Genomic DNA, 18654 nt, shown 5'->3' on the forward strand with positions numbered 1-18654 from the left:
CTGCTGGCGCTGGTCGGCGCCTACCGCGGTCATGGGCCTTCCTCACCGGGGAACAATTCCACGTCCACGATGCCGGGCCACGGCTTCACCCGCCGGGCCAGCAACGGAAAATCCTTGCGGAGGGGGTTTCCCTCGAATTCACCAGGCAGATAGATGTTGCGGAGGTCGGGATGGTTGTTGAAATGGATCCCGAACATCTCCCAGGCCTCGCGCTCGTGCCAATCAGCCCCGGGGTAAATCCCAATCAGCGTGTCGATGCTCAGATCACCCTCGGGAAGGTCGGCCTTGATGGTGATGCCCATGTGCTCGGTGATGGAATAGAGGCGCATCACCATCTGGAACCGGGTCTCGCCGCCGGCATGGCCCTGCTCCATGGGGTCGGCTTCCTTGGGCTCGGGGTTGTCCTCCTGGGCGTCCATGTCCCGCCCATAGGGGGAAGGCAGCCAGTCGATGGCCGAGAGCCAATCGAAGAACTGGCAGCCCAAGCGGTCGCGCGCCGCCGTGGCCGCTTCGGCCCAAGAGTCGCGGGCCACCCGAACCCACAGGTCGCTGCCACCGATGATGTGATGTTCGGCGTAACCATCGCCGAGTGCTTCGGCCAGCCGGGTCGCCCAGGCCTCCCGGCGTTCGTCGGGCTGCGGGTCGGCCTCGGCGCTGGTATCGGTGTCAGTCGACGACAATTGGGTCACCTCGCCACCGCACGGCCGGGTCTTCGTTCATGATGCGCTCTTGAAGCAGCACGATGCCTTCCAGCAAAGCCTCGGGCCGGGGCGGACAGCCGGGCACATAGACATCCACTGGAATGATCTGGTCAACGCCTTTGGTCACTGAGTAGGAGTCCCAGTACGGGCCTCCGCAGTTGGCGCATGAGCCCATGGAAATCACGTACTTCGGGTCGGGCATCTGCTGGTAGAGCCGGAGAATCGAGGGCACCATCTTGTCGGTGACTGTCCCCGAGATCACCACCAAGTCGGCCTGGCGGGGGCTGGCGGGAAACGGGATCACCCCCAGGCGCATAACGTCGTAGCGGGGCGAGCCGATCACCGCGCCCATCTCGATGGCGCAGCAGGCCAGGCCCCATTGGTACATCCAAATGGAGTATTTCCGGCCGAGGTTGAGCAGCTTGGTCAGGGGTTTTGGAGCTTTGCCGCTGGCAACCAGTCCCACTGCCTACCTCAGATCCACCGAAGGACACCCTTTCGCCAGGCGTACACCAGGCCCAGCGCAAGGATGAAGATAAAGATGGCCATCTCGACCAAACCGAAAGTCCCGTAGGCCTCCAGTCGGGTGGCCCAGGGGAAGATGAACACCGCCTCCACGTCGAACATCACGAATAGGAGGGCAAATACGTAGTAGCGGATGTTGCTCTGCGACCAACCCAGTCCCACTGGGTCGACGCCACTCTCGTAGGTGATGTACTTCTGGGGCTGCGACCGGGAGGGTCGCAGCAGGCTCCCCACCCCCAGCATCCCGAAGACCAACGCGCCTGCCAGCACGAGGAATAAGACGACTAGGAGGTAGTCGCGGAGGAACTCCGACACGGCTCGAAGGTTACCGACGGTGTTTTCTACGGGCCAAGACGTACTTAGGGGGCGGGCACCATGGCCGCGGCGATGACTCCGGGGCCGGCGTGAGTGCCCACGACCGGCCCGATGAGGGCCACCGAAAGGGGGTTCTGAGCAGGGGATTCGCCCAAGCTGGCCACGAATGCGTCGATGTCGTCGGCCGCGCCGTGGGCGATGGCCAAGTGCTCCAACTCGCCAGCATCGGCCACCCGCGATGCCAGCCAATTTCGGGCCTTGCCCCTGGTTCGCTGTTTGCCCGCCTCCTCTACGACGCCGGAAGTCAGGTCCAGGCAGGGCTTGATGGATAAAGCACTGCCCAAAAGGGCCTGCGCAGTGCCGATGCGCCCGCCCTTTTTGAGGTTCTCCAGGGTGTCCAGGACGGCATAGATGAAGACCCGTTCCTTGAGCTGGGCGAGCAGGGTTTCGATCTCATCGGCGTTGCGTCCGTCCTTGGCGGCGGCGGCAGCCGCCTTCACCATCAGACCCAGGCCTACTGAGACCTTGCCAGAGTCCACCACCCTCACGTCCACTTCGCCCTCGGTAGCTCGGGCCGCAGCCTGGGCCGACTCTCCAGTGGCCGAAAGCGCAAACGACAGGTTCACGCATACCACTGCCTCGGCCCCACCCGCGGCCAATCCTCGAAAAACTGTTTCGAACGCTCCGGGAGCAGGAGCGGCGGTGGATGGCAAATCACCACTTGCTGCCATCTTCTCGTAGAAGTTCTCAGCGGACAGACCCACACCGTCGGTGAACTCCTCGTCGCCGAACCGGATGGTGAGCGGAACCACGGTGATCTGGTGGCGCTCGATGTCGGCGGCACTGAGGTCGCAGGAACTGTCGGTCACTATTCGAACGGTCATAGCGCGACACTACTTTTTTGCGGCACAGACTTGGAGCGATGTCGGGACCACCAATTCCGAGCCCACCAAATCAACAAGATGGCCAGGGCGGCCGCGGCAATCACAACTCCGGTCCCCGAGAGGGAGGTGGCCCTCACTGTCAGCTGGGATTCGCCCAGGGCTAAGAGTCCGGTGGGTGAGTTGACCTTGATTTCCAGCACCGCGTCGCCCGATGTCTTGGCCTGAACCGGCACCTGGACCTGGTTGACGCCGGGGGAGAGCCGCCAGAGCAAGGAATCACCGTCGGGGAAGTCGAGCTTGTCGCTGTTTAGGTCGAGGCGCACGATCACGTCGTGGTCAAGGTTGTTGCGGATGAGCATGGGGATGCTCTCCGATCGGCTGGTCAGGGTGATCCTTTGACGGCTCGGCGGTTGGATGGCGGCCACGGTGTCGCGCACGGTTTGGGCCACTACCGCCAAATAGGCGTCGCGCTCGGTTTCGGTAAGGCCGTAAGCACCTGACAGCAACAGTGCCCTGTCCAGGGTTTCGATCAACTGGCGCTCGGGCGTGCCCACCGTGGCGATTGGGTCAACCATGTTCTGGTAAGACCGGGCGATGCGCTGGCCATCGCTCAAAGCGGCCTTGTAGTCCTCCCCGAAACCGTTCTCGTCAGCGGGGCGCACTCGTCGGAGGACTTCGGGTTCAAGGCTCTCAACAAGGGTGGAGGGGTTCACTGAAGACAGGATCGGGCTGGCGTTGATCTCGTCCAGCAGCACCCCGAGACCAATCGAGTCGGGCAGAGAATCCAGTGGTGGTGCCATCACGATCCCCCGGAGTTGTTGGGGGTCTTCAAACCAGCGGACAGCCAAGTCGGCCAGCACCAAGTAGGGGGCGGTGTCAATGCTGTCGCCCCGGGTGAAGTGAGCCGTTACCGTGCTGTCGATGGCCACCGCCTTCATCGGTTCGTCGAATGCGGGAAGCAAAAAAGAAGTCTTGGCCGATGTGCTGGCCAACTCGTTGGCCGGATCGAGCAGGGAATCGGGAACCAACACCAACCCCACTCGCTCCCGCTGGAGCCGTTGGAGCAGTTCCGGGGAGGCTGATGTGGTCAACACCATTGTGGTGCGGTCGGTCTGAGAGCCAAGAGATCCGTCCAGCACCGCGGCCCCCGCCTCGATCTGCCAGCCGATCTGGAGACTGAGGTCTTGATCGATCCACGCATCGCTGTCTAGGGGGACGTAGGTGTTGCTCGTGATCTGGCGGTTGATGGTGGCTTGTTGGAGTCGGGCCAACAGGCTGGTGTGTTCAGACTGCTCGCTGACGGCCAGAGCATCAACGAGATGAGGGTCAACTGAAACTGCGGCCAGGGGTTGGGGGCGAATTCGGGGGTCGAAAACCTCGGCCACCACTTGCAGGCTCCGTTGGGAAGGTCCCAGATCAACGCTTCCCTCGGGGCTTACGGCCAGGGGGCCGCTTACCGATAGCACTGTGCTCACCAGCAGGGGCGAGAGGCTGGAATCGGCAGGGGGTGTGCGGATCAGGAAAGTGTGGATTGTGTCCAACCTGGAACCGTCGGAATCCCGGAGAACGAGGCTCACCGGGTACACCCCTTCGGCAGAGAGCTCTAGCTGTGGTTGGCCCAGCGTTTCGGCGGCTGGTACTTGGTTGCTGGTGGTGGCGATTTGCAGAGAGGTGATTCCGTCGGCATCGGGCGCAGAGATGGGCAATCGGACTATCTGCTGAGGGCCCAATCCGGCGGAGGGTTCGGCCAGTCGATCCAAGAAAGCGGAGCGAGATCGGATGGGGAGGCCGATGTTGATGTCCACGGTGGAATCGTCGGGAGCGTCGATTAGTCGGAGGGAGACGCGAAATACGTCTTCATTGGCGATCCATATGCTCTGGCTGGCCAGCTCGAAAGCGGGTGTGAGTTCCTCTTGAGGCTGGTTGTCTACCTGAGCAGTCGCTTTGGCGAGCCAGAGGGCGGGGGAGGTCAAGACAACTAGAGCCATGACCAGGCCCAATGCCTTGGCGACTGGCCATCGGCTTCTCGTGGCTCTCAGGTGGGATTCACTGGCCAAGGTCCAACTCCAGAACTTGCAGGCCGGGAGGAACCTGTTCGAAGCCCAACCGTTCATAGAGTCTCAGCGCCCCGGTGTTGTGCTGAGGGGTATTGACCCAGGCTTGGGTAGCTCCCCTGCGGGCCATCCATCTCAGCCCGTCGACCACGAGGGCGGCGCCAACGCCTTGGCCCTGTTGGTGGGGAGAGATGGCCAACCGCTGGAGATAGCCAGCCGGGCCGCTCCGCCCCGAGATGGCATATCCGGCGACCCCGGTATCGGCTTCATGGTGGGCAACTCGAAAGTGCCGGAACGGGGTGGCCCGGAGGGCGTCGTGAAGTCCGGCCTGGTCGAGATGCCAAAAGAGCTCGAAGGCGGCGTGGTCCACTGCCAGCACCGAGGAGTGGTCGCGGCGGCGGGCCCTTCGGATGGCGACGCTGCTATTCGTACTGGGAAGGCCGTTGGCAATGGGCCGAGATAGCAGGGCGAGCACTTGGCAGGGCTGGAAACCGGCCCGAATGAACGGCTCTGATTCGATCCCCGACAGGGCCGACGTCCGCAGTCTGTTGTAGCCGCGGCCAGTTGCCGCTTCAATGGCCGCCGACGCCATGGATTCGGATACCGCGGCTCCCGGTGTCAACAGGATGAGGAGACCGGTCCCAGCATCGCCGGCCCAAGGCCTGAGCCGCAGACGGTCTTGTCCGAGTCGGAGAGTCTCGGCAGCAGGCTCCCGTTGCCGCCGCATCATGGGATGAGGCTAGTGGCCTGCATACGAGATGGCTGCACGGGGATATTGGAGGGGTCGGCTGAGACCGCGGGGGTACCGTGGGGATGTGGCGGTTCTTTGGATCACCGATGATCGCTTCCTAGACCACGACACCGGTCGGGCCCATCCGGAGCGGCCTGCCCGCCTGCGGGCCGTGATCGACGGGGTGCGGCAAGCCGATCTGGGCGACGCTCTGATTCCAACCGAGCCTCGGATGGCCACCAACGAGGAGCTTTTGTCGGTCCACCATCCCTCGGTGCTCGACTCGGTGCAGCGGGTAGCCCAAGCCGGTGGCGGTCGACTGGACCCCGACACGGTGCTGTCGGCCGAGTCGGAAGCGGTGGCCCGGCTGGCCGCAGGGGCGGGGCTGGCGGCTATCGAGGCCTTGGACAGCGGCGTTGCTGATGCCGCGTTCTGCGCGGTGCGACCTCCGGGCCACCACGCCACCCCGGTGCGCTCGATGGGCTTCTGCATGTTCAACAGCGCAGCCATCTGTGCTCGGGCGTTGGCCGAACGGGGCGAGAAGGTGCTGGTGGTGGACTACGACGCCCACCACGGCAACGGCACCCAGGATGTGTTCTGGGAAGACGACCGGGTGATGTACGTGTCGTGGCACCAGTACCCGTTCTATCCGGGCACCGGCGGTCTGCTGGAACGGGGCGAGGGGGCCGGTGCGGGCACCACCATCAACCTGCCCATGCCGATGGGCGCGACCGGCGACGCGTACCGCCGAGGCTGGGACGAAGCCGTGCTGCCAGCGGTGGAGGCGTTCGATCCCGATTGGCTGGTGCTGTCAGCCGGATTTGACGCCCATCGGTCCGATCCGCTGACCAGCCTGGGTTTGGCCGCGGGAGACTTCGCCGACCTCACCGATGCGATCGTTCGGGTGGTTTCTCCTGGCCGGCGGATCGCCTTTCTGGAAGGGGGCTATGACCTGGACGCTCTGGCCGACTCGGCCGCCGCGGCGGTGGCCTCGTTGTCCGGCACCGAATGGCGTCCGGAACCGGCCACGGGCGGTGGACCTGGTGCGGAGGTGGCCGCCGCGGCGGCCGCGCTGTTGTCGTGAGCCTGGATCGCCTGACCCCTGTCCGCGAGGAAGCCCGCGAGTTGGCCGAGCACTTCGCCGCTCTCGGCTTCCGCGTATTTCTGGTGGGCGGGGTAGTGCGCGACGCCTTGCTGGATTTGCCTCTGGACACGGACTTCGATCTGGATCTCACCACCGATGCCCAGCCGCCAACGGTGAAGTCGATCTTGGAGAATTGGGCTGACGCCCTGTGGACTCAAGGGGAGCGCTTTGGGACCATCGGTGCTCGCCGGGGCGATCGGAGAGTTGAGATCACCACGCACCGCACCGAGCGGTACCAGCCAGGATCCCGCAAGCCTGAGGTGGCATTCGCCGATGCCATCGAGGTCGATCTCTCCCGCCGCGACTTCACCATCAACGCCATGGCGGTGGAATTGCCCGATGGCGGTTTGGTGGACCCCTTTGGCGGGGACTCTGACCTGGCTGACCGCCGTCTCCGCACGCCTCTCGACCCTGAGGCAACGTTCAGCGACGACCCCCTGCGCATGCTGCGGGCGGCCCGGTTCCTAGCCCAATTCGAACTGGCCGCGGAACCAGCGCTGATTGCCGCCATGTCCGCCATGGCCGAGCGCCTCAGCATCGTGGCCGACGAGCGGATTCGCGGCGAATTGGACCGGCTCCTCTCGATTGCCGACCCCGGTCCCGGCTTCGAGTTGCTGTTCGAAACCGGCTTGGCCGAGCGGGTTCTGGGCCCGGTGGGAGACGGTGTCGCCGCCGTGGATCGCCTTGGCCGGGTGGACGATGATCCCACGACCCGTCTGGCTGCGCTTCTTGCTGATGCCGGTGCGCCCGCTGACGTTCAGAGGGCTTTGGCCGAGCGGCGGGCAACCACCGCAGTCAGTCGGGCGGTGGCCGCAATTCTGAATTCGGCTCATCAAGCTGTCGACCAGCCTCCCAATGACCAGGCCGAGTTGCGCTGTTGGGTGGTCAACGCTGTTCCCCACGTCAATGAATCGGTGGCGGTGGCGTCGGCTCTGGGCGGGGTGGGCCCATTGGCCGCCGACATAGCCGCCCTCATGGAAGCTGAGCCCGACCTTTGCGGTCCCCCGGTTCTTGACGGCGAGCAGATAATGGCACTGCTCGAGCTGGAACCAGGTCCCGCCGTGGGCGCAGCCGTCGAAGAGTTACACCGTCACCGTCTCGATTCTGGTCCCCTGTCTGCCGAAGAGGCCCGCGCCCACCTCTTGGCGTGGCGCGATTCCCAGGCTGCTAAATGACCTCACCTCGGGCGTAACCCTCGACCATCTCGCGGGCCGCCTCGTCGCGGTACTGGATGGGCGGGCTCTTCATGAAGTAGGCCGACGGGCCGAGCAAGGGGCCGCCGACGCCGTGGTCCAAGCCAAGCTTGGCGCAGCGCAGGGCGTCGATGATGACGCCGGCAGAGTTGGGCGAGTCCACCACCTCGAGCTTGAGGTCAATGTTGAGGGGCACGTCGCCGAATCCCCGGCCTTCGAGGCGGATGTGGGCCCACTTCCGGTCGTTCAGCCACGGGACATGGTCGCTGGGGCCGATGTGTACGTCATCGGCGGCGATGCCATTGTCGAGCTGGCTGGTGACCGACTGGGTCTTGGAGATCTTCTTGGACACCAGCCGGGACCGCTCCAACATGTTCATGAAGTCCATGTTCCCGCCGAAGTTGAGCTGGTAGGTGCGGTCGAGTTCCACCCCGCGGTCCTCGTAGAGCCGAGCCAGGGTGCGGTGCAGGATGGTGGCGCCCACCTGGCTCTTGATGTCGTCGCCCACCACCGGCACACCGGCGTCGGTGAAGCGCTGGGCCCACTCCGGATCCGAGGCGATGAACACCGGGATGGCGTTGACGAAGGCCACACCGGCTTCAAGGCAGCACTCGGCGTAGTAGCGCTGGGCCTCCTCGGAGCCCACTGGGAGGTAGGAGATGAGCACGTCGGCGCCGGATTCCCGCAGGGCTTCGGCCACGTCGATCGGCTCAGCTGGAGACTCCTCGCACTGGGTCCGGTAATACTCACCAAACCCGTCCAATGTGGGGGCCCGCTGCACCCTCACGCCCAGCTCGGGCACGTCGCAGAACTGCACGGTGTTGTTGGGTGCCGCGCTGATGGCCTTGCCCAGATCCAGGCCGACCTTGGAGGCGTCCACATCGAAGGCCGCCACGGGCTCCACATCGTTGATGTGGTAGCCCCCGAGCACCACGTGCATCAGGCCGGGGACGTGGTCGTCGGGTTCGGCGTCGGCGTAGTAGTACAGGCCCTGCACCAAAGAACTGGCGCAGTTGCCGACACCGGCGATGGCGATGCGAATGGGATTGCTCATGATGGCTGCCCTCCCTGGGGGAATTCGGATCGATCAGCGTCGATCATGGGGTCGGTTGATTCGGAACTCGGCCGGTTGGTGCGCTCGTCGGCGATCAGCCGGTCAAGCCAAACCAAGTCGTGTTCCCGGCGCTCCTGATCCCTCTGGAACAGGGAGCGCACATAGGGATCGGTGGATTGCACGGGGTCGCGACGGGCCATGGCTTGCAGGCTGACCAAGTGGGCTCGACGAAGCTCAAAAAGCGCCAGCCGGCGGTCGGGAGGCAGGAAACGGCAAAAGGCCAGCTGCAACCGAAAACGGCGCTCGTTGTTGGCGTCTTCTTGCAACAGCTCCAGCAGGTGGTCTTCGCCGGCTTCGGTTATCTGGTACACCTTGCGGGTTCGGCCTGATTTGGACCGCGTGCTGCGCTTTCGATTGCGACGAGCGTGTCCTTCAGAAGTCTCCTCATGGGCGATGAGCTCTGGGGCCACTGCGGTGGAGCTCACCCAGCCGCGCCGCTCCAATCGGGCCAAGGCGGGGTAAAGCGCACCATAGGAGTTGGCATATCCGCCGACCAGGGACTTGAGGCGCTTGTTCAGCTCGTAACCATGGAGGTCGCCCTCCTTGAGCAGCCCGAGCACCGCGAGATCCAGCATGGGACCGCGATTATATCGATTCGCTATATCAGATCAACTCGTCGGTGCGCGATAGACGTGTTGACAGTCAGTCGAACAGGGCGACGGAGATGTCCTCGGGGCCGCGGATTGATCGGGGATCGTGGGGTTCAGGATTGGAGTTGGGCAGGGTCACGGAGTGGTCGGTGATGTAGTTGCGGTGGTCGATGGCCCACCGTCCGTCGCGGAAGGACCACTGGTCGACGTAGCGGCCTCGACTGTAGATGTCGGCGACATCGGCACTATCGCCGAATGGAAGGGTGCGCAGTGCAACGGTCACATAGGCCTCGCTGACGGCTCGGTCACCGTCCACCTGGATCAACACATTTGAGATTTGATGGCTGTGGGTGGACATGGCGGCGTGGGCTGTCCACACCCAGTCCACGAACCCCCAACCGGTTCCCTGGTAGATGCCCTCGCCGTAGTCGGAGGTCCCGTCGGAGTGCCAGACCGCGTAGGCCGCATCCTTGTCCATGCGGTCGAGCGCCCGGCAGTAGCCGTAGATCACCTCGGTGATGGCTTGCTTGGCCAGCATTGTTTGAAGAGCGTCTTCGTTTGGAGAGTCGGTCATAACTCCATTTTCTATCGCATCGAAGCCTTTGTGCTGATGAGATGAGAGGCAGATTTGTTGTTTATCGTTTGACCTATGTCTGACCTGATCATTCGCGGCGGCAATCTGATCGACGGTACCGGGGCCCCGGCCCGGACCGCCGACGTGCGCATTAGCGGTGGGGTTGTCACCGAAGTTGGTCCCAATCTGGCCCCCGACGGTGAAGCCAAACTGGATGCCGGGGGCTGTTACGTGACTCCTGGGTTCATCGACTCTCACACTCATCTGGATCCATCGATGTTCTGGGATCGGAGTTGCGACCCAATGCCCCAGCACGGGGTGACCACTGCGTTGATCGGCAATTGTTCGCTGTCGCTGGCCCCCGCCAAACCCGAGCATCTTGACGAGCTCATTGACGTGTTCTGCTACATCGAGGACATGCCGGTGGCCGACTTTGAGTCGGGAGTTCCCTGGACCTGGGGTTCTTGGCGCCAATACCGCGACGCCATGAACCAAGGGGGAATCGCGCTGAACATGGCCTCGCTGATCGGCCATTCCATGCTGCGGATCTACGTCATGGGTGACGATGCCTGGACCCGAGAGGCCAACGAGGACGAGATTGCCGCCATGGCCGCCGAGATGACCGATGCCATGGAGGCAGGTTGCTATGGCTTCAGCACGTCATTCTTTGACTTGGACCGGCGCAGCCGCCCGGTGCCGAGTCGGCTGGCCTGCGATGGGGAGCTGAGCGCGTTGGCCGACGTGCTGTCGGCTGCGGGCCACGGCTTGGTTGAGTTCATTCCCAACCTCACCGGCGAAGATCCCGAAGCTGATATCCGCCGGATGGCCCGGGTGCTCGGCCCTCGAGGTGTGACCTCCATATGGAACGGGGTTTCCCACAGTGACATGGCCCCGCACCGCCCGGAGGAGTACATGGCGTTCACCCAGTCGATCCGGGATGAGGGCTGTGACATGTGGCCTATTTCCTCGCCCCGCACCGTGGACCTCAACGTGAGCTGGGAGCAGACCATGGTGTTCATGATGCTTCCCAAGGGATGGAACCAGGTCATGGGGGTGAGCGGCGAGGCCCGGCGGGATATGCTCGCCGACCCCGGCTGGCGGGAGATCGCCCGCAACGAGTGGGACGCCACCGAGAAGTCGCTGTTCCCCATCAACCGGCCCGACTTCGCCCGGTTCACCTCGGTGACCCGTCCCGACAACGAGGCTTGGCTGGGCCGTTCGCTAGCCGATCTAACCGAGGCTCGGGGCGGCCATCCCTCCGACGTGTTTGCCGACTGGATTCTGGAGAACGACTTGGAGCCCGGGGTGGTGGCCATGGGCGTGAGCAACAGCAACACCGACGGCGTGGCCCAGATGATCGCCGACGAGCGCTGTCTCATCAGCGCTTCTGACGCCGGTGCGCACGTGCAGATGATGTGTGCGGCGGGCGACACCACACTGCTGCTGACCCGCCATGTGCGAGACCGGGGCGACCTGGAGTTGGAGGAGGCGGTATACGAGATCACCGGTCGGCAGGCCGAGATCTTGGGATTCAACGACCGGGGATGCCTGCTGCCCGGCTACGCCGGCGATGTGACCGTGTTCGACTTGGAAGAGCTGTCGTGGGACACCGACAGGTTTGTGTCCGATCTGCCCTCAGGCGCTCCCCGTTTGCGCCGTCCGGCCGGGGGCTACCGAGCCACAGCGGTCAACGGGGTGCTCACCCAGGTGGAGGGAACCCTTACCGGCTCCAACCCCGGAACGGTGCTAGACGCCAACACCCCGGTGCCCTGCTAGGGCACCGCAGCTATCTTGAGGGGGAATAGCTCGGCCACACGGAGAAAATCCTGGTCGGCGGTCAGTATCTCTGATCCGGTTCGCATGGCGATGTTGGCGATCATGCAAACGATGTAGCCCGGAGGGGTGACGCCGTTGGCCCGGCAGACCCGGTTTATGCGGGCCGCGCCCTCGAAGTCGGCGGCCGGGTTCATGGCCAGCCACGACAACGACGTCAACAGGTTGTAGAGCCGTTGGTGGCTTTGGTCGTCATTGGCCCCTCCCAGCACCTCCATGAGAACCGGTTCGGTGACGGCCACGTTTTGGCCGCCTTCGGCGATGAGCTCGACCAGCTTTCGGTGGGCAGGGGAATCGGTGCCCCGGTCGTACTCCATCCACGCCGAGGTGTCAGCCAGTATCACGTCTGGGACCCGATGGGGTGGAGGCCGGTGTCGGGCGGGATATCGCCGATGAGTTGCGATCCCTGCATTCCCAATATTTCTTGAGTGGTCAGAGGAAGTCCTGCTAGTCGGCTCAAGGCGATGTCTACGGCTTCAGTCTTGGTGCGCAGGTTATACCGGCGCATCACCACGTTGAGGAGTTGATCGTCAATCTCGATATTGGTGCGAGTACGGGTACTGGGCTGCTCCATATGGCCATGTTATACACATTGAAAATGTATAGCGTGTATAAAAGGTGTAGAAAGCCTAGTAATCCTTGCGTCGGCTAGCGTTGTGGTCGCCCCAACCACCGGGGATGTAGCCGTCCATGGTCACCGACCGCTCCGTGAAGAGCCACTGGCCGTCCACCACGCCGTAGCGGTCGATGTAGCGGCCCCAGTGGTCGAGGCCGTGCTCCATGATCACGTGGTAGTAGCAGCGGCCATTGGCCTCGGTGGGCGAGAGAAGGTCGATCTGGTGGGTGGCGGTGTGATGGCGGATGTACTTGGGAGTGCCACCGCCAATGTCGGACAACGTGTCCTGGGCCCCGGTGAAAATGGTGCGGATCTCGTCGATGCCGTACTTGTCGGGCTGAGTCGGCGTTCGCATGATGGCGTCGGGGGCGAACAGGTCCATGACCTGGTCGAAACGGCCCGAGTCGCCGTTGGCGTTGTACCGGGCCACCAAGTCCCGGATTGATTCTCGAGCGATCAATTCCCACTGCTCCATGTCCCGACGGTACATCGTCTCAGCGCTATGGGGGCCGTTAGGGTGCGGGCGTGACGATTGACGACAGAACGCCGGTGTTGGTGGGGGTGGGGACGGCTGCTCAGCGGCTGGACGATCCCACCGAGGCAAAGGAGGCAGTTGGGCTGATGGCCGATGCGCTGGCGGCAGCGGCTGATGACGCCGGGTCCCGCGGCCTGATTGGCCGCTTGGATCAGGTAAGGGTGACCCAGGGCACCTGGGGTTATGCCGATCCGGCCCGGTGGGTGGCCGATGCCGTAGGGGCGACTCAGGCCCGGAGTTATCTGGCTGACGTGGGCATCTTGCAGACCGCGGTGATGGGCGATGCGGCCGCGGCCATCGCGTCGGGGTCGGCCGATGTGATCGCGGTGGTGGGCGGGGAGGCCAAGTATCGGGGACTACGGGCGTCAATCACCGGCATCGAGGCTCCCGATACAGACCAAACCGGTGCCGAGCCCGATGACTTCGTCACCCCCCACGGGATGATCATCAGTCGAGCGGAGATCGACACCGGTCTGGTGATGGCCACCCACCACTACGCCATGATCGAGAACGCCCGCCGGTTCGCCGACGGCCATTCCATCGACGAGCACCGCGACGAGGTGGCTGGACTGTGGGCCCGCTTCGCTCAGGTGGCCGCAGCCAACCCCGACGCCTGGTTCCGCGACGGCTTGGACGCCGCGGCCATCGCTACTCCGGAAAATGGCAACCGGATGCTGGCGTGGCCCTATACCAAGTGGCACAACTCCCAGTGGAACGTGGATCAGGCCGCTGCGCTGATCTTCTGCTCAGCCGGGACCGCCCGGGCGCTGGGCATCTCTTCGGATCGCTGGGTGTTCCCCTGGGCTGCGGCCGAGTCCAACCACATGGTGCCGGTGACCGAGCGGCCCGAACTCCATCGCAGTCCGGGGTTCGCCTACGCCGGCCGGGCAGTAGCCGACCATGTGGGCATGGCCCCCAGAGAGGCTAGCCACGTGGACCTGTACTCCTGCTTTCCTATCGCGGTGCGCACTCAGGCGCTGGAGTTGGGCATCGACTTGGACCGGGACCTGACCGTTACCGGGGGCATGACCTGGGCCGGAGGACCGCTCAACAACTACGTGATCCAGGCGGCGGTGAAGTTGGCCCGGGTGTTGCGGGCCGATCCCGTGTCGACCGGGCTGCTGACCTCCATCAGCGGGATGATCACCAAGCAGGGGGCCAGCGTCTGGTCGGCCCAACCCCCGGCGCAGACGTTCGCCAACATCGACGTGACCGAGGCAGTGGCCGCTGTGCTTCAGCCCAAGCCCTACCGGACGGGTGACAACGAGACAGCAGAAGTTGTGTCCTACACCGTGATTTGGGGCCGGGATGGTCCAGAGCGGGCGGTGGTTATCGGCGAATTCGCTGACGGGGCCCGGACTCTACTCGTCTCCGCCGTTCCCGCCGTCATGGCCTCCGCTGTCGCCGGGGAGTTCTGCGGGCGCCACGTCATCGCCGCTACCGACGGCTCGTTCACGCCTGTCGACTGAGCCCGGCTGCGGGTCGCCGTCGGCGTCGTTCTCGTTGCGGATCCACACGGTGCGCTGGGGGAAGGGGATCTCGATGCCAGCCTCGTCGAAGGCCTTCTTTATGCGAGCTCGCAGAACACGCCCTACCGCCCATTGTTCGCTGGGATCGGTCTTGACCACGAGGCGGATCACCACCGCATCGTTGCCCAGCTCCTGAACTCCCCACACCGAGGGCTCCTCCAGGATGGTGAGGTCTGGATCGTTCTCGCGCCAAAGCCCGTCGGCCACCCCCTTCATGATGTCGCTGGCCTGGTCGATGTCGGTGTCGTAGCTGACCCCGATGTCCAAGATGGCCCGCGACCACAGCTGTGAGTGGTTGGCCGTTCGGCGGATCTCCCCGTTGGGCACGGTCCATACCACGCCGCTCACGTCTCGCAGGGTGGTGGTGCGCAGGCTTACCTTCTCGATGGTGCCCGAGGTGTCGCCCACGTCTACGACGTCGCCCACTCCGAACTGGTCCTCGATGAGGATGAACATGCCGGCTAGAAAGTCGCGCACCAGCGACTGTGCCCCGAAGCCCACCGCCAGGCCGGCAATACCGGCCCCGGCGATCAATGGGGCCAGGTCGATGTTGAGCTCGCTCAAACACAACAGAGCGGCCACCGCCAGGATGAGCGCAGTGGCCAGGCTCTTCATTACCGCGGCGATGGTCTCGATTCGCTGGGAGCTGCGCGCCTGGCGCTCTTGGATTCGGTTGATGGCCTTGGCTGCCCGTGCGCCGAAGTCCAGTTTGCCGGCGCTCTCCAACTGCTCCTCGGTCTCGGTCTCGCTCTGGCGCACCAGTCGGGCCACTGCCCGTTCGATCACCTTGTGAACGATCTTCTTGATGATCCAGGCCACCAGCAGGATGAGGATGATCCGCAAGGGCCGCTCCACCACCCAGCCGATGATCTCGGCCAGCCGCTCGTTCTCGGTGTTGTCGAAGACCAGTTCGCAGAAGAATCCCGGATCGGGACCGCAGGCGTCGGTGACGGTTTGCGCTGGTACCCCGAGAGCCATCGGCTCAGCGTACCGGCGCGCCCATCAGATGAGTCAGTCCAGGCGGTAGACCCGGGCGGCGTTGTCGTGGAGGACCTTGGCCAAGAGCTCGTCGCTTAGACCGCCGAGCGCGCCCTGGGCGTAGTCCCGAGGGTACTGGGCGGGGGTGGCCGGGCCGGGATGCTGGCAGGTGGGGTGGGGGTAGTCAGTCTCATACAGGATGTTGTTGGGGAAACGCTCGATGGCGGCCACGGCGCCGGCCTGCTCGAACCAGAAGCAGCCATAGATCTGTCGTTCGAAGTATTCGCTGGGTAAGAGGTCGTATTCGGGATGCTCCAGATGGACTCCGCCGTTGCGCCACTGCCAGTCAAAGGCCTCGAGGGCGGGGGGAATCCAGCCCGCTCCGCTCTCTACTGAAACCAGTTGCAGGTCGGGGAACCGGTGGCACACCCCGCCGAAGATGAGGTCGGCGATGCAGCGCATGTTGTCCAAGAAGATGAGCGACGAGATCTTGGCGAAGTTGGTCATCCATCCCATCTCGGCCTCGTCGGCCATGAGGGTGCCCATGTTGCCGCCCCCCACGTGGAAGCTGACGGCCAGGCCGGCCTCCTGGGCCAGCGCCCAGATGGGATCCCAGTGCTGGTGGCCCAACGGGGGCTGTCCGTAGTCCTGGGGCTGGTTGCAGAAGTTGATGGCCCTGTGGCCGAGCCCGGCGCACCGCTCGATCTCGGCCAAGGACAGGTCGATGTCCCAGAACGGCACTGCGGTGATGGGGATGAGCCGGTCGGAATCCGCGGCGGTCCAGTCACAGAGGAAGTCGTTGTAGGCGGCCACGCATTGGGCCACCACCTCCCGATCACCGAGGCGCAGGAAGTAGCCGTTGCCGAACCCGCCAACGTTGGGATACAGGATCTGGGCCCAGATGCCCTGGGCGTCCATGAACTCCAGTCGGGCACCGGCGTCATACATCGAAGGGGCGATCTCGTCGTAGGTCTCGGGGATCTTCAGCGGCATGAGCCCGTCGAACCCGGCCATGGAGTAGTAGCCGGGAGTGCCCAGGCTCTCCCCGTTCACCATCCAGGTGTCCCGCCCGTCGACCCGCTCAATGTGGGGCACCTTGTCGTGCAAACTGGCCGGCATCCGCGCCGTCCACACATCCGGCGGCTCGGTGAGATGCGTGTCCACGTCGATCACCTTGAACCGCTCAAACAGATCAATACTCATGGGAGTGCAGCCTTTCTAGGCGTCCAGGGGGTTGTCGGGGGCGGCGGCGAGGAGGGCTTGGCCGAGTTCGAGGGTGGGGCCGGCTCCGGCGAAGTAGTGCTGGGTGCCGGCGTGGATGTCCCGAAAGGCCCGCTGGAGGCCGCCGGAGCGGAGGGCGTCGGTTCCGGCCAGGAGATAGGCCCGGCGCAGGATGTCGGCGCCTTCCTGGGTGATGAACGCGGTGGCTTGGCGGGTGAGGAGTGCGTCCATCGGGTCGGTCGCTCCGGTTTCGATCACGGTGCGCTCGGCGGTGGTGAACGTGTCGTGGAGCCAGCAGCAGGCCGCCCGGAAGCGGGACTCCAGCTCCCCGATCTCGTGGATAAAGCGGTCGCTTTGGGCCATCGGAGCGGCGTCGCCCATGCGGTGCTTGGAACGGGCCACCGCGAGCAGCTCGTCGAGACCCCGCTGGACCACCCCGATGGCGAATCCGGCGTGTCCGGCGGCGGTGAGGGGCATCACCCCCAGCTTGTAGAGAGGGCCACCCCGGTACACGGTGAGGTCGAACATGTCGAAGGTGGCGGTACCGGGCACGTACACGTCATCGAGGGTGTAGTCGTAGCTGGCGGTGGCCTGGAGGCCCATCACGTCCCAGTTGCCGGTGATCTGGGCCTTCTCTACCGGGTAGATGGCAAATAAGAAGCGGGGGTCCACCCCCTCGGGTTCTTCGGTGAACACCCCCGCCCCAGCCCACTGGGCGTGGTTGATGCCACTGCCGAACGAATAGCGGCCGCTTACTCGGAAGCCGTCGCCGTCGGGGATGGCGGTGCCGTTGGGGGCGAACTGTCCGGCAGAGAGGGGCACACCGTCGGCGAACATCCGCTCGATGTGCTCGTCGGGGCACCAGGCAGCGAAGTAAGCCGTAGCCGCACCGCTGGCCATCAGGCACCAGCCCACCGAGCCGTCAGCCCGGGAAATCTCGGCCCATACGTCGATGCAGTCATTGATGGGGATCTCGATCCCGCCCACCGCCTCCGGGACCATCACCTTGTGCAGCTCGGCGTCCACTAAGGCATTCACCGTCTCCTGGGGGATGGGCAGCCCGTCGGTCTTGGCCGCGTTCTCGTCGATCAGCGAACGCAGCTCCCGAGCCCGGTCCAGATACTCGCTACCCATGCCCAAACCCTAGAAGCCAGCACTCGCAGAGGGGAACCCGGTGGGCTTCCTGATTGGGGATAGCGCTAGACCCCCGCGGGTTGGCGGGCGGGGAGACCGAGGATCTCGACGGCTTGGGCGGCGGTGGCCACAGGGCGGCCCATGTTGGCGGCCAGCGCCGCGACTTCGGCTACGAGCTCATGGTTGGGCCGGGGACGGTCGCCAGCGTAGTCCTCGTGGCCCACGCGGAGGTGGCCGCCTCGCTCCAGGGCAAGCTGTGGGATCGGGGACTCGATGAGGTCGCCGCCTACCACTGCGGCGAACCACGGCAGGTCGCAACCGGCTAGCTCCAGCATCTCCAGATAGGCGTCCAGCGCTTTCTCTGTGGGGGGCAGGCCAAAGCTCACGCTGTCGCCGATAGCGAAGTAGCCGCCCGGACCGCCGAGGTAGAACTTCACGAACGAGCCGGGGGTGAGCTGGCCGTAGCGCCAGTAGGAAAGCACGTTGCGGAGAAAACCAGGCTCGAAGATGGCGAAGTGCATGCCCAGGCCCAGCCGGTTGCATTGCTCGATGGCCACCTCCATGTCGGCGTAGGTGTTGATGTAGACGTGGCTGTTGGGATCGGGCAGGCCATTGGCCCCGGCTTTGCCCAAGATCATGGTGCCGGGGTCGATGAACCCCAGCCGCTGCAAACCACCTTCGGCCAGAAACTCTAAGTGGCCGAGCTTCTCGGCCATGTTTTGGCCCCAGCCCAAGGTGGGCAGTACCAGCACGTCGGGGTCAGCGGCCACCCACGGCTCGAAGGTGGCCCGATACTCGGCAGCGGCCTCTTCGGCGAGCACCCTCATGTTGGCGATATGGCAGTGAACGATTGTTGCTCCCTCCTCGATGCAGGCCAAGCCCTCTTCGATGAGCTCCTCTCGGCTGATGGGCACATGGGGATTGCGCTCCCGGGTGGTGGTGCCGTTGAGGGCGACTTCGATGATGACCGGCGTGGTGTCCATG

The 18654-nt window shown here is 64.5% G+C and carries 20 protein-coding genes; 4 read left to right on the forward strand and 16 right to left on the reverse strand.

The features are described 5' to 3' along the window. Nucleotides 1-29 precede the first annotated feature (29 nt). From ACOGXH_RS01940 to ACOGXH_RS01965, 6 genes are read right to left on the reverse strand one after another with little or no spacing between them, the layout of a single operon-like run. On the reverse strand, nt 30-680 hold the full coding sequence (locus ACOGXH_RS01940; RefSeq protein ID WP_419927428.1) for an NADH-quinone oxidoreductase subunit C: 651 nt from the start codon (nt 678-680) through the stop codon (nt 30-32). Next, entirely contained in the window at nt 667-1167 is a 501-nt protein-coding gene (locus ACOGXH_RS01945; RefSeq protein WP_419927429.1) for an NADH-quinone oxidoreductase subunit B, read from the reverse strand. Before ACOGXH_RS01945 ends, ACOGXH_RS01940 begins: the two co-directional genes overlap by 14 nt. Before the next feature lie 8 nt (nt 1168-1175). After that, complete coding sequence (locus ACOGXH_RS01950; RefSeq protein ID WP_419927430.1) at nt 1176-1541, reverse strand: NADH-quinone oxidoreductase subunit A; 366 nt, start codon at nt 1539-1541, stop codon at nt 1176-1178. 44 nt (nt 1542-1585) lie between these two features. Next, the gene (locus ACOGXH_RS01955) at nt 1586-2425 is read right to left on the reverse strand and encodes a DegV family protein (RefSeq protein WP_419927431.1); all 840 of its coding nucleotides are present in this window, start codon (nt 2423-2425) and stop codon (nt 1586-1588) included. Further along, nucleotides 2422-4413 carry a DUF6049 family protein gene (locus ACOGXH_RS01960; RefSeq protein ID WP_419927432.1) on the reverse strand — a complete coding sequence of 664 codons (1992 nt, stop codon included), beginning with the start codon at nt 4411-4413 and terminating at the stop codon, nt 2422-2424. The genes ACOGXH_RS01955 and ACOGXH_RS01960 overlap by 4 nt, the downstream gene beginning before the upstream one ends. 58 nt (nt 4414-4471) lie before the next feature. After that, on the reverse strand, nt 4472-5209 hold the full coding sequence (locus tag ACOGXH_RS01965) for a GNAT family N-acetyltransferase (RefSeq protein WP_419927433.1): 738 nt from the start codon (nt 5207-5209) through the stop codon (nt 4472-4474). 85 nt (nt 5210-5294) lie between these two features. On the opposite strand from ACOGXH_RS01965, the gene ACOGXH_RS01970 reads away from it, so the two are divergent. Continuing rightward, the gene (locus tag ACOGXH_RS01970; RefSeq protein WP_419927434.1) at nt 5295-6293 is read left to right on the forward strand and encodes a histone deacetylase; all 999 of its coding nucleotides are present in this window, start codon (nt 5295-5297) and stop codon (nt 6291-6293) included. Next, the gene (locus ACOGXH_RS01975) at nt 6290-7528 is read left to right on the forward strand and encodes a CCA tRNA nucleotidyltransferase (protein WP_419927435.1); all 1239 of its coding nucleotides are present in this window, start codon (nt 6290-6292) and stop codon (nt 7526-7528) included. Before ACOGXH_RS01970 ends, ACOGXH_RS01975 begins: the two co-directional genes overlap by 4 nt. On the opposite strand, the gene ACOGXH_RS01980 is transcribed toward ACOGXH_RS01975, so the two are convergent. From ACOGXH_RS01980 to ACOGXH_RS01990, 3 genes are all read right to left on the reverse strand, one after another. Beyond that, nucleotides 7521-8600 (reverse strand): inositol-3-phosphate synthase, encoded by a 1080-nt coding sequence (locus ACOGXH_RS01980; RefSeq protein WP_419927436.1) that lies wholly within the window; start codon nt 8598-8600, stop codon nt 7521-7523. The two genes, ACOGXH_RS01975 and ACOGXH_RS01980, sit on opposite strands and share 8 nt — an antisense overlap. After that, nucleotides 8597-9235 (reverse strand): PadR family transcriptional regulator, encoded by a 639-nt coding sequence (locus ACOGXH_RS01985; protein ID WP_419927437.1) that lies wholly within the window; start codon nt 9233-9235, stop codon nt 8597-8599. Before ACOGXH_RS01985 ends, ACOGXH_RS01980 begins: the two co-directional genes overlap by 4 nt. Nucleotides 9236-9302: 67 nt before the next feature. Further along, on the reverse strand, nt 9303-9824 hold the full coding sequence (locus ACOGXH_RS01990) for a nuclear transport factor 2 family protein (RefSeq protein ID WP_419927438.1): 522 nt from the start codon (nt 9822-9824) through the stop codon (nt 9303-9305). Between the two features lie 75 nt (nt 9825-9899). Here ACOGXH_RS01990 and ACOGXH_RS01995 point away from each other — a divergent pair, with 75 nt between their 5' ends. Further along, a complete protein-coding gene (locus ACOGXH_RS01995; RefSeq protein ID WP_419927439.1) occupies nt 9900-11600 on the forward strand; it encodes an N-acyl-D-amino-acid deacylase family protein in 1701 nt (566 codons plus the stop codon). On the opposite strand, the gene ACOGXH_RS02000 is transcribed toward ACOGXH_RS01995, so the two are convergent. The 3 genes from ACOGXH_RS02000 to ACOGXH_RS02010 are packed head-to-tail and all read right to left on the reverse strand — an operon-like array spanning nt 11597 to nt 12748. After that, complete coding sequence (locus ACOGXH_RS02000) at nt 11597-12001, reverse strand: PIN domain nuclease (protein WP_419927440.1); 405 nt, start codon at nt 11999-12001, stop codon at nt 11597-11599. The two genes, ACOGXH_RS01995 and ACOGXH_RS02000, sit on opposite strands and share 4 nt — an antisense overlap. Beyond that, on the reverse strand, nt 11998-12231 hold the full coding sequence (locus ACOGXH_RS02005; RefSeq protein ID WP_419927441.1) for a type II toxin-antitoxin system VapB family antitoxin: 234 nt from the start codon (nt 12229-12231) through the stop codon (nt 11998-12000). The genes ACOGXH_RS02000 and ACOGXH_RS02005 overlap by 4 nt, the downstream gene beginning before the upstream one ends. Nucleotides 12232-12286: 55 nt before the next feature. Further along, complete coding sequence (locus tag ACOGXH_RS02010; RefSeq protein WP_419927442.1) at nt 12287-12748, reverse strand: nuclear transport factor 2 family protein; 462 nt, start codon at nt 12746-12748, stop codon at nt 12287-12289. A 50-nt stretch (nt 12749-12798) separates the two neighbouring features. On the opposite strand from ACOGXH_RS02010, the gene ACOGXH_RS02015 reads away from it, so the two are divergent. Next, a complete protein-coding gene (locus ACOGXH_RS02015) occupies nt 12799-14277 on the forward strand; it encodes an acetyl-CoA acetyltransferase (RefSeq protein WP_419927443.1) in 1479 nt (492 codons plus the stop codon). Here the strand turns inward: ACOGXH_RS02015 and ACOGXH_RS02020 are convergent. From ACOGXH_RS02020 to ACOGXH_RS02035, 4 genes are all read right to left on the reverse strand, one after another. After that, nucleotides 14170-15315, reverse strand: coding sequence for a mechanosensitive ion channel family protein (locus ACOGXH_RS02020; protein ID WP_419927444.1), 1146 nt, complete (start codon nt 15313-15315; stop codon nt 14170-14172). The genes ACOGXH_RS02015 and ACOGXH_RS02020 overlap by 108 nt on opposite strands. Before the next feature lie 33 nt (nt 15316-15348). Next, nucleotides 15349-16518, reverse strand: a complete 1170-nt coding sequence (locus ACOGXH_RS02025) for an amidohydrolase family protein (protein WP_419927445.1) — start codon at nt 16516-16518, stop codon at nt 15349-15351. Between the two features lie 15 nt (nt 16519-16533). Next, nucleotides 16534-17670: an acyl-CoA dehydrogenase family protein gene (locus ACOGXH_RS02030; protein WP_419927446.1), complete on the reverse strand. Its 1137-nt coding sequence runs from the start codon at nt 17668-17670 to the stop codon at nt 16534-16536. A gap of 65 nt (nt 17671-17735) precedes the next feature. Beyond that, nucleotides 17736-18653 (reverse strand): 3-keto-5-aminohexanoate cleavage protein, encoded by a 918-nt coding sequence (locus ACOGXH_RS02035; RefSeq protein WP_419927447.1) that lies wholly within the window; start codon nt 18651-18653, stop codon nt 17736-17738. Nucleotide 18654: the final 1 nt, after the last annotated feature.

The organism is Candidatus Poriferisocius sp. (assembly GCF_965208355.1).
In the GTDB taxonomy this organism is placed as follows: Bacteria; Actinomycetota; Acidimicrobiia; order Acidimicrobiales; family Bin134; genus Poriferisocius.